This is a genomic window from Methanosarcina sp. MTP4 (assembly GCF_000970045.1).
Classification (GTDB): Archaea; Halobacteriota; Methanosarcinia; order Methanosarcinales; family Methanosarcinaceae; genus MTP4.
This window is the reverse complement of the sequence record NZ_CP009505.1, coordinates 67,617-81,497: the sequence shown is the minus strand read 5'-3', so window position 1 is coordinate 81,497 and position 13,881 is coordinate 67,617. Positions and strand designations below refer to the sequence as shown.

At 47.7% G+C, this 13,881-nt stretch carries 12 protein-coding genes and 2 tRNA genes; 9 read left to right on the top strand and 5 right to left on the bottom strand.

Translation table 11 applies throughout. The features are described 5' to 3' along the window. Positions 1-5: 5 nt before the first annotated feature. The 3 genes from MSMTP_RS00370 to MSMTP_RS00360 all read left to right on the top strand — a co-directional run bounded on the left by MSMTP_RS00370 (position 6) and on the right by MSMTP_RS00360 (position 2,111). Positions 6-80: transfer RNA gene (locus MSMTP_RS00370), tRNA-Met, on the top strand. Between the two features lie 308 nt (positions 81-388). After that, positions 389-463 (top strand) — tRNA-Met (locus MSMTP_RS00365). Between the two features lie 325 nt (positions 464-788). Then, on the top strand, positions 789-2,111 hold the full coding sequence (locus tag MSMTP_RS00360; RefSeq protein ID WP_048177031.1) for a signal recognition particle protein Srp54: 1,323 nt from the start codon (positions 789-791) through the stop codon (positions 2,109-2,111). 68 nt (positions 2,112-2,179) lie between these two features. On the opposite strand, the gene MSMTP_RS00355 is transcribed toward MSMTP_RS00360, so the two are convergent. Continuing rightward, complete coding sequence (locus MSMTP_RS00355) at positions 2,180-2,749, bottom strand: GMP synthase subunit A (protein WP_048182323.1); 570 nt, start codon at positions 2,747-2,749, stop codon at positions 2,180-2,182. Between the two features lie 646 nt (positions 2,750-3,395). Here MSMTP_RS00355 and MSMTP_RS00350 point away from each other — a divergent pair. The 6 genes from MSMTP_RS00350 to MSMTP_RS00325 all read left to right on the top strand — a co-directional run bounded on the left by MSMTP_RS00350 (position 3,396) and on the right by MSMTP_RS00325 (position 10,142). Beyond that, positions 3,396-4,193 (top strand): 2-amino-3,7-dideoxy-D-threo-hept-6-ulosonate synthase, encoded by a 798-nt coding sequence (locus MSMTP_RS00350; protein WP_048177029.1) that lies wholly within the window; start codon positions 3,396-3,398, stop codon positions 4,191-4,193. Between the two features lie 108 nt (positions 4,194-4,301). Then, positions 4,302-5,444, top strand: a complete 1,143-nt coding sequence (locus tag MSMTP_RS00345; RefSeq protein WP_048177027.1) for a 3-dehydroquinate synthase II — start codon at positions 4,302-4,304, stop codon at positions 5,442-5,444. Positions 5,445-5,525: 81 nt separating this feature from the next. Continuing rightward, positions 5,526-6,272 (top strand): type I 3-dehydroquinate dehydratase, encoded by a 747-nt coding sequence (aroD, locus tag MSMTP_RS00340; RefSeq protein WP_048177026.1) that lies wholly within the window; start codon positions 5,526-5,528, stop codon positions 6,270-6,272. Then, positions 6,269-7,108 carry a shikimate dehydrogenase gene (locus MSMTP_RS00335; RefSeq protein ID WP_048177024.1) on the top strand — a complete coding sequence of 280 codons (840 nt, stop codon included), beginning with the start codon at positions 6,269-6,271 and terminating at the stop codon, positions 7,106-7,108. The genes aroD and MSMTP_RS00335 overlap by 4 nt, the downstream gene beginning before the upstream one ends. Further along, positions 7,105-8,532 carry a prephenate dehydrogenase gene (locus MSMTP_RS00330; protein WP_255350994.1) on the top strand — a complete coding sequence of 476 codons (1,428 nt, stop codon included), beginning with the start codon at positions 7,105-7,107 and terminating at the stop codon, positions 8,530-8,532. The genes MSMTP_RS00335 and MSMTP_RS00330 overlap by 4 nt, the downstream gene beginning before the upstream one ends. A gap of 62 nt (positions 8,533-8,594) precedes the next feature. Next, the gene (locus tag MSMTP_RS00325) at positions 8,595-10,142 is read left to right on the top strand and encodes a HEAT repeat domain-containing protein (protein ID WP_231582852.1); all 1,548 of its coding nucleotides are present in this window, start codon (positions 8,595-8,597) and stop codon (positions 10,140-10,142) included. A 116-nt stretch (positions 10,143-10,258) separates the two neighbouring features. Here the strand turns inward: MSMTP_RS00325 and MSMTP_RS00320 are convergent, their stop codons facing one another. From MSMTP_RS00320 to MSMTP_RS00305, 4 genes are all read right to left on the bottom strand, one after another. Next, a complete protein-coding gene (locus MSMTP_RS00320) occupies positions 10,259-11,041 on the bottom strand; it encodes an ABC transporter ATP-binding protein (RefSeq protein WP_048177023.1) in 783 nt (260 codons plus the stop codon). Further along, positions 11,034-11,969, bottom strand: coding sequence for an ABC transporter ATP-binding protein (locus MSMTP_RS00315; RefSeq protein WP_048177020.1), 936 nt, complete (start codon positions 11,967-11,969; stop codon positions 11,034-11,036). Before MSMTP_RS00315 ends, MSMTP_RS00320 begins: the two co-directional genes overlap by 8 nt. Positions 11,970-11,995: 26 nt before the next feature. Further along, positions 11,996-12,832, bottom strand: coding sequence for an ABC transporter permease (locus tag MSMTP_RS00310; protein WP_048182315.1), 837 nt, complete (start codon positions 12,830-12,832; stop codon positions 11,996-11,998). Positions 12,833-12,901: 69 nt separating this feature from the next. Continuing rightward, the gene (locus MSMTP_RS00305) at positions 12,902-13,870 is read right to left on the bottom strand and encodes an ABC transporter permease (protein ID WP_048177019.1); all 969 of its coding nucleotides are present in this window, start codon (positions 13,868-13,870) and stop codon (positions 12,902-12,904) included. Positions 13,871-13,881 lie beyond the last annotated feature (11 nt).

The following is a 13,881-nucleotide window of genomic DNA, read 5'->3' as shown; positions in this document are numbered from 1 at the left end:
CCAGAAGCGGGGTGGGGTAGCCAGGAGATCCCGACGGGCTCATAACCCGTAGACCGATGGTTCGAATCCATCCCCCGCTATCTACAAATAATCTTTTTTATGATGCTTTTTATATAGCTTTTTTATAAAATTTGTTCTGATTGATCACTGCCTTGTTTACTGATTGGTCACTGCTTTATTTACTGTATGATTTCATAAACGGATATTCGGAAGCTTATTAAGGAAAGATTGACCTTCTTATATAAGGTAGAATAAATTGTGAAGACATAATTTTAAAGCATACATACCTTAGTAATACACTTTAAAAGGACAGTGACCGTAAACTATTTACATGATTGCCAGCATGTTGTGGTTGCTGATTCAAAGTATATCCCATTAATAACCCAGAAGCGGGGTGGGGTAGCCAGGAGATCCCGACGGGCTCATAACCCGTAGACCGATGGTTCGAATCCATCCCCCGCTATCTACAAATAATCTTTTTTATGATGCTTTTTATTCTCAGTCGCGGTGCTATTCCGTAAACGGATATTCAAAAGCTTATTAAGGGAAGATTGCTTTTCTTACACAAGACCAAAAGAATTGTGAAGACATCTTTAAAGCGCACATTTAACGCTTAACCCTAAACACACTACTCTAACAATTCTCCAAACATATTACTTAATATGTTACTCTAAATACTACTCAATATGTTACTTTAAATAAACAAACTACTTAAACAAACTACTTAAACAACTACTTAAACACATTTTTTCATCCATCCTCAAAAAACCAGGCAGGACGATTTTCATATGGTAATGGATAAACTGGGAGACTCCTTACAGGGGGCGCTAAAGAAACTTATCGGTGCGGGACGCATTGACGAGCGCACGGTAAACGAAGTTGTAAAGGATATCCAGCGGGCTCTTCTCCAGGCCGATGTCAACGTAAAACTTGTCATGGGGATGTCCCAGAAGATAAAGGAGCGCGCGATGAAAGAAGACCCTCCTGCGGGTATGAACCCGAGGGAGCATGTAATCCGAATCGTGTATCAGGAACTGCTGGCAATCATCGGCGAGGGAGCTGACATCCAGCTCAAGCACCAGACAATTATGATGGTGGGACTCCAGGGAAGCGGGAAGACCACGAGTACTGCAAAACTCGCCCGCTATTTCCAGCGCAAAGGCCTCAAACCGGCAGTTATTGCTGCGGACACCTTCCGCCCCGGAGCTTACCAGCAGCTAAAGACTCTCTGTGACAACCTCAACGTGGCTTTCTACGGAGAGGACGGAAACCCCGACGCTGTCGAAATCGTTAAAAACGGGCTCATTCACCTGGAAAAATACGAGGTGAAAATCGTGGACACTGCGGGCAGGCACGCCCTCGAAGCGGAACTGATCGAAGAGATGGAGCAGATCCATGCAGTTGCAAAGCCCGACCACAAGTTCATGGTCCTGGACGCGGCCATAGGGCAGCAGGCAAGCCAGCAAGCCCATGCCTTCAATGATTCGGTAGGTATCACCGGAGTTATCATTACAAAACTGGACGGGACAGCAAAAGGTGGTGGAGCCCTTTCTGCAGTTTCCGAAACCAAAGCCCCGATCGCATTTATAGGGGTAGGGGAAACCCCGGAAGACTTCGAGAAGTTTGAAGCCGACAGGTTCATTTCCCGCCTCCTCGGGATGGGGGACATCAAGAGCCTCATGGAAAAAGCCGAGGAAACCCTTTCGGAAGAAGACGTGGACATCGAGTCCCTGATGCAGGGCCGCTTCACCCTGAAAGACATGTACAAACAGCTTGAAGCCATGAACAAGATGGGCCCCCTGAAGCAGATCATGTCAATGCTCCCCATGGGCATGGGCGGCATGAAGTTCTCGGATGACATGTTCGAGGCCACCAGCGGTAAAATGAAGCACTACAAAATCATCATGGATTCAATGACCGAGGACGAAATGGAGGACCCGAAGATGATAGGCAGCTCCAGGATCAAAAGGATTTCAAGGGGTTCCGGCTGCGGCCCGGAGGAAGTCAGGGAACTTCTTAAGTACCACAAGACCATGCAGACAGCCCTGAAAGGGTTCAGGGGTGGAAAATTCAATATCCAGAAAATGATGAAAAAGAAGCTCGGGATGTAAACATCCCGAAACCTGTTTTTAAAGGAAAGGTCCGGTGAAAAAGTTCGGTAAAATGAGCAGGGAAAAAATCAGTACTGCTCACAAACCTCAAAGAAATTCATTAGCAGTTCTTCGCCTTTTTCCGTATGCGAAACTTCAGGGTGCCACTGGACACCGTAGATCGGTTTTATGGGGTGGCGCATAGCCTCAATTTCACAAATATCGGAACGGGCAAGGTGAATAAAACCCTCGGGGAGAACGGAAACCTCATCGACATGGGATGCCCAGACGGTGGTTCTGGGACCAATGCCCCTGAGTATATCGTCTTCCTCGATAACTTCTATTTCTATCTCTGCATACCCGCCTTTTTTTCCGGAACTGACGGAACCTCCATAGGAAAGGGCAATTGCCTGGTGCCCAAGACAGATCCCCAGGATAGGGAGGTCGATTTCTTTTACATAGTCAAAGCATGAGCCTGCCCGGTCCATTTCCGGCCCGCCGCTCAGGATCAGGCCGTCTGGCTCTTCAGCAAGGATGTCCTCGATAGGGGTCGTGTTTGGGATGATACTGGTGTCCATATCAAGGTCTCGGACAGCCCTGTGGATGAGGTGGCAGAACTGCCCGTAGTTGTTTACAACAAGGATTTTCAATTCTCTCATGTTTCCTTCCATGTCATGTTTTACTGATTCTAACTGGTTCTTGAGTTCTGAGTTTACTTTATTAGCCTATGTTCTCCTATTTTAAATCTCGTATCCCTTTCATCCGATTTCAGGGTTTGTCCGACCTTTGGAAATCAGCTTCTTCCAAACCCTGAAGGATCTTTTGTTATCAGCTTCTTCCAAACCCTGAAGGATCTTTTGTTATCAGCTTCTTCCAAATCCCGAAGGATCTTTTGTTTGCAGAGTCATGTGCAGCCAATTATATATTTGACATAATCAGTTAAAATAAAGAGATGAGGCGTAGGGGATATTAAGGCACATAATTGTACAGAAAGGTTCAAGAATATTCATTGTGTAGAGATATATCACATGTATCACACAAAAGAGCTCTCCACATCAGGCATCTTTCTGGCATAACTATAAATACATGGATTGTGTTAGTATGTGACATAGTAGCACAGAGGATTTTCCGGAACCAATTTTTTTCAATAGGGAAGAGGATGACGAAAAATCAAACACCCTGTGAAAACCGAAAGCAACCCTTTGACGAAAATATTTCATTGAATTAAAATCATTGAATTAAATCATTGAATTAAAAAAGTTTGATACATGAAGAAAAAAATCCCACACCTAAAGGGGGATCATAATGTCCGAAATTGGCAAAAAGATACGCATAGAAAGGCTGATGAACCGGGAGAGCAGAAACATGGTCATCATTCCCATGGACCATGGAATCTCCGACGGGCCTATAGAGGGACTGATCAACGTAACTGACACTGTAAATAAGGTGGCGGAAGGGGGAGCCAACGCCGTCCTCATGCAGAAGGGCATGGTAAGGTACGGACACAGGGGATACGGGCATGACATTGGACTAATTGTCCATATCAGTGCATCTTCCTCCCTAAGCCCGGACCCGAACGCCAAGGTCCAGGTCTGCACCGTGGAAGAAGTTATGAAAATGGGAGCAGACGCCGTTTCCATGCACGTCAACATAGGGTCCGAAACCGAAACAGACCAGCTAGAACAGCTGGGAACTATTTCAAGGGACTGTGAAGAGTGGGGAATTCCCCTTCTTGCCATGATGTACCCCAGGGGTAAAAAGGTAACAAATCCACATGACCCTGAAAATGTGGCCCACGCGGCCCGAATAGGGGCCGAACTGGGAGCAGACCTGATAAAGACTGTGTACACGGGAGACATAGACAGTTTCAGGAACGTAGTCCGGGGCTGCCCTATACCGGTGGTAATTGCCGGAGGCCCGAAAACCTCAACAGATAAGGAATTCCTTGAAATGATCGACGGGGCAATGGAAGCAGGTGCTCGCGGGGTTGCAATCGGGAGAAATGTCTTCCAGCATAAGGACCCTATCAGGATTACCCGGGCGATTAGCGAGATCGTACACGGGAGAAGACCGGTTGAAGAAGCCCTGGAAAAGCTGAAATGAAATCCAGCTTAACGAAATAAAGCTTACAAAACCCGAAAATAACAAACCGGGGAAAAACAGAGAAAAAACAAAGAAAGAAAACAGGAAAAAAGACCGGGGTTGAAACTTTTGCAGAAGAAAAGTGTCTGGATAAAAGCCGATGAAGGCGGATGGGAAGAGCAGAAGAACAGGATAACGACCGGCCTGGAATCAGGAGCCGACTGCGTGCTCGTAAACGGAAGCGACGTGGATAAAGTCCGGGAACTTGGAAACATCCAGGTCGCAGCCTTTGCTCGCGATGGAAAAAACGGAGCTGACGTCGTTGTCGTAGGAAAGAGGGGGGAAGGCGACGGGTCAAAACCCCTTCCATCGGAAATTCAGGGTTCTTTTGATGTAAACGCAGCAACCCTGCTAACGGATAAAGGGCTCACTGTGGGGGGATACGTGCTGATAAAGGACAAGCACTACGAGCACTTTGCAACCGAACTCGGGAAGGTCTGCGACTACCTGCTCGTCACGGGCACCGACTGGAAGGTAATCCCTCTCGAAAATCTTATCGCCGACCTTCAGCAGCAGAAAGTAAAAATCATTTTCGGGGTAAAGAGTGCAGAAGAAGCAAGACTCGCTTTCCAGACCCTTGAAAGCGGGGCTGACGGCGTCATCCTGGACAGCGGGGATCCGAATGAGATCAAAGAGACGGTTAAAGCCGCAAGGGAAATAGAAAGCGGAAGCACCGAACTTGAACCCGCAACTATAACAAAAGTCGAGCCTCTCGGGATGGGAGACAGGGTCTGCGTGGACACATGCAACCTGATGCAGCCGGGAGAAGGAATGCTAATCGGCTCCCAGGCAAGCGGGATGTTCCTGGTAAACTCCGAATCCGAAGACAGCCCCTACGTGGCAGCCAGGCCTTTCAGGGTAAACGCAGGTGCCGTACACTCCTACCTCAAGATAGGAGAAAAGACCCGCTACCTCTCGGAACTAAAGGCAGGGGACCCGGTTACTATCGTGAACTCGAAAGGAGAACAGCGGGAAGGCATCGTTGGCAGGGTCAAAATCGAAAGCCGTCCCATGATGCTTATCGAAGCGAAAGCCAGGGACAGAACCCTGAGCGCAATTCTGCAAAATGCCGAGACCATCAAGCTGGTCGGAAAGGACGGAACCCCGATTTCCGTTGCCAAACTTAAAGAAGGCGATGAAGTCCTGGTCCGCCTGGAAGAAGGAGCCAGACATTTCGGGAAGAAAATCGAAGAAACGATTATTGAAAAGTAAAAATTCCGGTTCTCAAATCATCCCGTTATTAAATCATTTCGATCCCCGAAAGCCGTATTACCTATAATTCAAAATTTATCCATGACACGCATAGGAAACTTCGACCTGGAAAAAAAAGCCGCAGTTGTAGCGGTAATCAACGATAGCCTCTCCCCTCTCGAAAGTTCCAGGAAGGCAGCTGAAATGGGAGCCGATGTCCTGGAGATAAGGCTGGATCTCCTGGGAATCCGGGATTCCGGACTTGCAGTGGAAATAACCGGAAAAATCAAAGCCGAAAACGGCCTGCCCCTGATACTTACAAACCGTTCCAGTGCCGAGGGAGGAAAATGGGAAGGAAGCGAAAAAGAAAGGATTGAAATCCTGAAAGAACTTCTTACCTCTTTTTCCAGGGAAGGCGGCGTAGATACCGCAGATGCCGTAGATATCGAACTTTCTGCCGGGGAAAAGGAAAGATCAGAGCTTATAAGCACTGCAAAAAAGCAGGGAAAAACCGTAATAGTTTCCTTTCACGACTTCTCAAAAACTCCTTCTTTTCAGGAAATGGAGAAAATCATTGAAGAGGCATTCCGGGCAGGTGCAGACATTGCCAAACTGGCAGTCATGCCCGGGTCCCTGCAGGACATACTTGACCTGCTCCGGCTTACCCTGAACGCCAGGGAAGCAAGGAGGCCTGTGTGTACAATTGCAATGGGAAAGCTCGGGAAACACACAAGGGTCATTGCTCCCCTCTACGGTTCGGTCCTCAGTTACGCCTCTGTGGAAAGCAGCGCAGCCCCGGGACAGCTACAGGCGAATGAAGTAAAGAAAATGATGGAGCTGCTCGAATGAAAAAGGTATTCGGCGTATTCGGAGACCCTATCGAACATTCCCTTTCCCCTGCCATGCACAACGCCGCCTTTTCCGCTCTCGGGATGGACTGCATTTACCATGCCTTCAGGGTGAAGCCGGAAAAGCTGGAAAAGGCTATCCTCGGGGCCGAAGCCATGGGTTTCGGAGGCCTCAACCTGACCGTGCCCCTGAAAGAGGCAGCCCTGAAACTGAACTGCGTCAAACCGGACCCCCTTGCAGCAGGAATAGGAGCCTTGAACACAATGGTGTTCAGGAACGGGGAAATCCTGGGCTACAACACCGACGGGCTCGGGGCCAGACAGGCACTCCTTGAAACTGCAGTGGAAATAAAGGGGTATAAAGTCTTAATCACAGGAGCCGGGGGCGCAGCAAGGGCCATAGCCTTCCAGCTTGCAGCCGACGGAGCAGAAGTCCTAATCGCAAACCGGACCGAAGCCAGGGCAGTTGAACTTGCGGAGGACATCTCGGCAGCGAAACTTCCGGGAAAAGTTAAAGGTACTGGGCTGCTTGAGCTGGGAACCCTCATCCGGGAAACAGATATCCTGATTAACACCACAACCCTCGGGATGCACCCCCACAGGGATGCGAGCATCGTGGAAGCAGAAGATCTCCATCCGGACCTTACCGTTTTTGATATCGTTTACAACCCCCTGGAGACAAAGCTTCTGAAGGAGGCAAAAGCCGCCGGAGCAAAAACCGTTAGCGGAGCCCTGATGCTCGTGTACCAGGGTGCTGAGGCTTTCAGGCTCTGGACAGGAACGGAACCACCGGTGGAACTTATGAAAAAGACGGTCATGGAGGCTCTGAAGGTTTGAAACGGGAGCAGGAAGTAAAACCGGAAAAAACAAAGATCCTGATCCTCGGCGGGACAGGGGAAATGGGACAATGGTTTACCCGCTTTTTCAGGGAAAGAGGGTACGAGCTTACTGTCTGGGGCAAAGGGGGCAAGGTGGAAATTGCCAGGAAAATGGGAGTTCCTTTTGCAACTGACCTGGATTCCGCAATTTCCGAGAGCGACATAGTGATCGTGTCCGTGCCTATCAACGTAACGGAAGAGACGATCGCGGAAACCGCCCCGAAGATGAAAGCAGGAAGCCTCCTCATGGACTTCACCTCCACCAAGGTTAAACCCGTGGAAGCCATGAAGAAATTCGCCCCTCCGGATGTTGAAGTCCTGGGGACTCACCCGATGTTCGGGCCGACAATTCCAGGCCTCAGAGGGCAAACCGTGATTCTGGTACCTGTGGAAGGACGCTCGAAGAAATGGTTCCCGGTCATCAGGGAACTCTTTGAAGAAGGTGGAGCCCATGTGGAGGTCACAACGGCAGCGGAACACGACCGGCTGGTCTCCGTAGTGCAGGGCCTTACCCATTTTGCATATATCAGTATCGGAACTACCATTGACAGGCTTGATTTCGATGTCAGGAAGTCCAGGAAATTCGTCAGTCCCGTCTACGACATCATGCTGGACTTCGTGGGCAGGATCCTGGGCCAGAACCCTTACCTCTACGCCCTGATCCAGATGGAAAACCCTAGTGTGATCGAGGTGCACGACGCGTTCCTGGAGGAATGCAAAAACCTTTCGGAAATGGTAAGGAAACACGACGAAGAAGGTTTTGTCAGGAAAATGAAAGCAGCCTCCCTGAAATACGGAGACACCTCTCATGCCCTGCGCAGGTCCGACAAATTGATCAACTCCCGGATAGCGGAATACGAGACAATCCTGAACTCCATCGGAAAAGTCTGCGGCTTTTACCATGTCTACTCCGGAAAGACCCATGTAGGCCTGCTCGAAAAAGTCAGGCCTGACGAAGTGGTCCTCTCAAAACTGGTCTCAAAAGGGACTTCCCCACACATCAAAAACAAATACATCCGGCTCAAGCTTGAAAACCTTCACCTCCTTTCCGAAATGGAACTTAGGGAATGGAGAAAAGAAAACCTGGAACACCCGGTAAGGGACATTGCAGTCCTCATCCCCGCAGGAGCAAAACCTGAAATTATCCTCGGTGTGATTTGCACAAACGAACACCTTGCAGTTTGCGAAATAAGCGACATCTATACCGGGACCAGGGAAGCGGAAATAGAAAAAGAAGGACAGGGGACGGAAAGAACCGGCGTGACCTACAGGATAACTATTTTTGGTGATTGCAATGCCGATGAAGTAGAAAAAGAGACCACGAAACGGCTGCGTGGACTGGGCTGCCTGATCAGGGAGAAAAACCTGAAGCTCAAAAAATAAAAGGAACTGACCCCTTACATCTTTAAAGGAATAAATCAATATAAACAGTAAAGAAGAGGGGTATGATGCCTGAAGATAGATGGATAATTTATCTTATGTTTGCCCTTCTCACCCTCATTATCTCTGTTTCATTTTTTTCAGATGGGGATAAGTTTGCGGAGGGGAGTGCAAACGAAATATACAACCAGACAGGAACTAATGTTTCAAACGAAGGGCCGATTGTAAATCTCATAAGCAGGCTGGAAACCGGCAGCCATGAAAGCCAACTGGACGCCGCGGCCGAGCTGGGACAGATGGGGCAGCCTGCAGCCGATACCCTTATTGAAAAAATTGAAAACAAAGCTGCAGGACCGGGGAAAATAAACAATTACATGCTTCTCGCACTCCTTGAAACCGGCGACAAAAGAGCAGAAGATGTCCTTTTGAGGAGCCTTCAAGAAAAAGAGGCTGGCTGGAAGGCAGTCAACAGTAAGGCTAAAGAAGATGAACGTGGAGAAATTTCGGAAGATATGCTGCAGGCCATAGAGGCAAAGGATAAAGCCCTGAGAAAGCACATTGCCAGTTCCCTTAATATCGATTACAGGGAAAAAACCGATGAGCTTGAAGAGGCCCTGACCTCCGAAGAACAGGACTACAATGCTTATGCTTCTATCGCCCTTTCGGAATCCGGAGCTCAGGAACCAGGAAATGAAACCGAGAAACTTCTAAAGGCTCTTAAAAGCAAAGACGGAAACATAAGGCTGGCAGCTATAATGGCCCTTGGGGAGGGAGGAGAAGAAGCTGCAGTCGAACCCATTAACCAGATCCTGACCCGGGATTATCCACTTATCAGAAAAAGTGCAGCCTTTGCCCTCGGAAAAATAGGAAGTGACCGTGCAGTAGAAGTGCTGCTGAAAGAAATGAAATCCAGTGAAGAGGAGAAGATCAGGAGCAGCGCTGCAATCTCTCTTGGGAAAATGGGATCTGAAGAATCCGTACCCTACCTGATCGAGAGGCTCAGGGAAGGGAAAGTGGATGTAAGGAGCAGCGCAGCCCTTGCCCTGGGAATGGTCGGAGACGAAACGGCAGTGGAACCACTGATAGAAGTCCTTGAAAGCGGAAAAGCCGAAGACGGAAGGCTAAAGAGTGCTCTGAATACAAAACCGGAAGTCCGAAAAAGTGTCGTCCTGGCCCTGGGAGAAATCGGAAGCAAGGAAGCCACAGAGACACTTATCGACGTACTTCTAGATGAAGAAGAAGATCAGGAAGTTAGAAAAGCCGCAGCCGCAGCCCTGGGGAAAATAGGAGATCCGGAAGTAGTTGATACCCTTTCAAGAGTGCTTAACGACGCAGAAACGCCTTTGAGCATTAAAACCGAAGTCATTCCAGCCCTTGGGAAGATAGAGGATAGAAAAGCTGCAGAAACCCTGATCGTAAGGCTGGATGATGAGAAATTCGCAAGTTCTGCCAGAAATGCCCTTGCAGGCATGGGAGAAGCGGCAGTGGAACCACTGATTGAATGCCTCTCATGCAGGGATGAGACGCTCAAAACCGAAGCAGCACTGCTTCTGATTGAAATAGGGGATGAGAGAGCTGTTGAGCCTCTAATCCAGGCATATCGGCAACTCTAAAAATGCGGTTAAGAAAAAAACCGCATTCTTTATTTTTTCTTTTACAGAAGCTTTCAAGTTATCCATTAGCAAGATCTGTAAGTATCAAGACTTTGCCAATTACCGATACCAGTTTATTAAAAATAGGGCTGCTGGAAATCTTCACCCTCAGGGAAAAGCAGAGTTTTTGTGTACGGATTTTCCGGTTTTTCAAATACATCGTCTGCAGTCCCGATTTCCACAATCTTTCCCTGATGCATAACAGCTATTCTGTCGCTCATGTGCCGGACAACCTCAAGGTCGTGGGAGATGAAAAGTAAAGTTAGCGAGTATTCCTTTTTCAGTTCTTTTAACAAATTTAAGATTTGAGCCTGAACGGAAATATCCAGAGCTGATGTGGGTTCATCAGCTACAATAAACTCGGGTTCAAGAGCAAGTACCCTTGAAAGAACAATTCTCTGGTTCTGCCCGCCGCTAAGCTGGTAAGGATAACGGTCCAGCAGTTCGGAATTTAAACCAACTGTGGACAAAAGGTCCTGAATTTTGATTGAACGTTCTCTTTTATCAGCATAGCCCCGAACCTTCAAGGATTCTTCAATGCTTTTCCTGACTTTCATCCTGGGATCGAGTGAGGACTGAGGATCCTGAAAGATCATTTGCATTCTGGGACGCATCTGTTTCAGTTCTCCTCTTTTTAACTTCGTGAGCTCAGTACCCTTGAAGCATATAGTCCCGGCACTCGGCCTGACGAGTTGCAAAAGAGCTTTTCCCAAGGTAGTTTTCCCTGAGCCACTTTCTCCCACAAGTCCGAATGTTTCCCCTTTTCTAATTTGAAAGCTTACGTCATCTACTGCCCTTGTACAGCTTTTCTTCACCATTCCCCTAGAAAAGGATACTTCCAGATTTTTTACCTCAAGCATAAAGCAAACACCTCACAGAATGTGTATTCTCAAGATTAACCATATCAGGGTGCTCACACCTGCACCTCTCCTCAACAAATTCACATCTGGGATGGAACCTGCATCCTGAAGGCAGTTCAATGAGGGAAGGGCTCATGCCTGGAATAGGCTTCAGACCCCTTCCTGGAAGCGAATCCAGAAAAGCCCTTGTATAGGGATGAAGAGGATTTTCAAAGACATCTTCAGTTCTTCCGGACTCTACAATTTCTCCTGCGTACATAACCGCAACCCTTCCGCAAAGTTCAAAAGCAGCATCAAGATCGTGTGTTATAAAAAGCATAGCCTTATCTTCAGAAACAGTCTTCAGGAGCTTTATAATTGTTCTTTTTACGGACAGATCCAGCCCCTTTGTCGGCTCGTCGGCAATGATCAGGGAAGGACTACAGGCAAGGGCCATTGCGATCATTGCTCTTTCTTTCATTCCCCCGCTAAACTCGTGGGGATACGAATCCACTGCCTTTTCAGGAAAGGGGAACCTGAGTTCGTTGAGAAGTTCCCTTGACATATCTCTGGCTTTCCTTTTATCCAATCCCCTGTGCAACCTGAAAGATTCTCCGATCTGTATTCCGATTTTAAGCACCGGATTTAAGGAAGCTGTAGGATTCTGGAGGATCATAGCAATTTCTCCCCCTCTTATTCGCCGCATTTCCGAATCAGAAAGTTCAAGAATGTTTTTTCCATTGTAAAGAATCTCCCCTTCAAGTTCTGCTCCAGGAGGCAAAAGTCGGGTAATGGAACTTCCGAGGATCGATTTTCCACATCCTGTCTCCCCAATGAGCCCAAGGGATTCTCCAGGCTCAATTTCAAGGTATACCGTATTAACTGCCTTTACAAAACCCATCCCTGTAGGTAGCCATGTCTTCAGATTCCGGATAGCAAGCAGACTCATCTAAACAACCTTTTAAAGAAAGATAATTAGAGGAACACACCCTCCAATCTTGGATTTATTTTCTCTTCAAAACTATACCCGAAAAGTGCAAAGGATACGGAAAGCACTGTAACCGACAAACCCGGAGGGAGAAGCCACCACCAGAGCCCCAGGGCGAATCCTCCACTGGAATAAGCCCTGTTAATCATCTGTCCCCAGTCAATGACTGAAGGGTCAACAATTCCGAGAAAACCGAGACCAACTCCCATCAGCATGTATTTCTGGGCCGAAAATACCAGTTGAACAAGAACAAGAGGTAGAATATTCGGGAAGACATGCACCAGTATTATGTAAAAATCCCCTACCCCAAGCGCCCGGGTACCATAGATGAAATTAGACTCTGATAGGGAAAGCACCTGAGACCTTATTACCCGGATGCCATGAGTCCCCCCGAGGACTCCCATTAAAAAGCTCAGCGTATATATCCCCGGGTTAAGGAAAATGCTTAAAACAAGCAGAAGTGGGAAGGTAGGAACCGTCATAATTACATCAATAAACCGGCAGATACACTCATCAAGAAAACCCCCATAATATCCTGCAAGCATCCCGATACCTGTCGCAATGACGCCTGAAACCAGAGCTCCCAGAAAACCGATTATTAGAGTTGCTCTTGTACCATATACAAGCCTGCTGAACAGATCCTGCCCAAGGTCATTTGTCCCGAGCAGATGAGTAGCCCCCGGTCTTTCAAGGGGAGATCCCGAAAACTCATCAGGAGGATAGAAAGCAATCCAGGGAGCAAAAAAAGCCGCAAGAAAGGAAATGGAGAGTATGCTAAGGCTGATAATCAGAGTAATTTTTCGAAAATTTATTCTGCGAGTCATTTTACTATTTTTTTCAGAGGATTCCAAGGCTTCATCTCCTTCCCGGTTTAAATCATTCTGACATCGTTTTTAGCCCAGCTCGATCCTGGGGTCCACCCAGGAATAAAGAACATCTGCCGTAAAATTAGCAAATATCACCATGAGGGCATCCATCAAAAAAATCCCCTGTAGCAGTGGGAGATCCCGGGCTTCCAGGGCCTCAAAAGTTAAAAGCCCGAGCCCGGGCCAGGAAAACATACTTTCAATAAAGATGCTTCCCGTAAGCATGCCCGCACACTCGAGGGTGATCATGGTCAGCATTGGGAGCATTGCGTTTTTTAGGGCATGTCCAAAAAGGATATTTTTTTCAGACACACCTTTGGCTCTTGCTGCCCTGATATATTCCTCTCCTGCAGTCAGGAGCATGGAGTTCCTCATAAGGTAGTAGTTGCCCGGAAGAGAGCAGAGTGTAAGAGTGCAGATGGGAAGTAAGGCGTGGTGCATAACATCATAAAAATCGATACCGTTCTCAAGAGCATGTATTCCGATGAAGCCTCCTAACGGGAACATTTTTAGATAAAATCCGAAGATAAGTATACCTGTTATTGCCCACCAGTATGAAGGAATTGCTCCGATGAAGATCATAAAATTCAGCATGGAGAGATCCAGACTCGAACCCTGCTTCCAGCCGGAATAAGCTCCTATCAGAATTCCTATAGAAATGGACAGGAAGGTTGCAGGCAGCAAAAGAATCAACGTCCAGTAAAGTTTCTCTGCTATCAGTTCAAAGACCGGAGCACAATACTGGTACGAATGCCCCCAATTGCCCTGAAAAACATTTACCAGATAGAGGAAATACTGCTCGGAAAGAGATCTGTCCAGCCCGAACTGCTGCCTGAAAAGCGCGGAAAGTTCCGGATTCAGGTCTGCCACATATGGCATCAGGTGCTGTATATAATCCCCGGGCATCAACCTGAGAAGGGTAAAACTTATGCTCGCACTGGTAAGGAAAGCCAGAAAGCTGAAAGCAAACCTTCTGGCAAAGTATTCTGCTTTCATTTTCTGAACTT

Bases quoted from the DNA above. Each gene is read 5' to 3' on its own strand.
- MSMTP_RS00360 (WP_048177031.1), top strand. From the start codon at position 789: ATGGTAATGGATAAACTGGGAGACTCCTTACAGGGGGCGCTAAAGAAA.
- MSMTP_RS00355 (WP_048182323.1), bottom strand. From the start codon at position 2,749: ATGAGAGAATTGAAAATCCTTGTTGTAAACAACTACGGGCAGTTCTGC.
- MSMTP_RS00350 (WP_048177029.1), top strand. From the start codon at position 3,396: ATGTCCGAAATTGGCAAAAAGATACGCATAGAAAGGCTGATGAACCGG.
- aroD (WP_048177026.1), top strand. From the start codon at position 5,526: ATGACACGCATAGGAAACTTCGACCTGGAAAAAAAAGCCGCAGTTGTA.
- MSMTP_RS00335 (WP_048177024.1), top strand. From the start codon at position 6,269: ATGAAAAAGGTATTCGGCGTATTCGGAGACCCTATCGAACATTCCCTT.
- MSMTP_RS00325 (WP_231582852.1), top strand. From the start codon at position 8,595: ATGATGCCTGAAGATAGATGGATAATTTATCTTATGTTTGCCCTTCTC.
- MSMTP_RS00320 (WP_048177023.1), bottom strand. From the start codon at position 11,041: ATGCTTGAGGTAAAAAATCTGGAAGTATCCTTTTCTAGGGGAATGGTG.
- MSMTP_RS00315 (WP_048177020.1), bottom strand. From the start codon at position 11,969: ATGAGTCTGCTTGCTATCCGGAATCTGAAGACATGGCTACCTACAGGG.
- MSMTP_RS00310 (WP_048182315.1), bottom strand. From the start codon at position 12,832: ATGACTCGCAGAATAAATTTTCGAAAAATTACTCTGATTATCAGCCTT.
- MSMTP_RS00305 (WP_048177019.1), bottom strand. From the start codon at position 13,870: ATGAAAGCAGAATACTTTGCCAGAAGGTTTGCTTTCAGCTTTCTGGCT.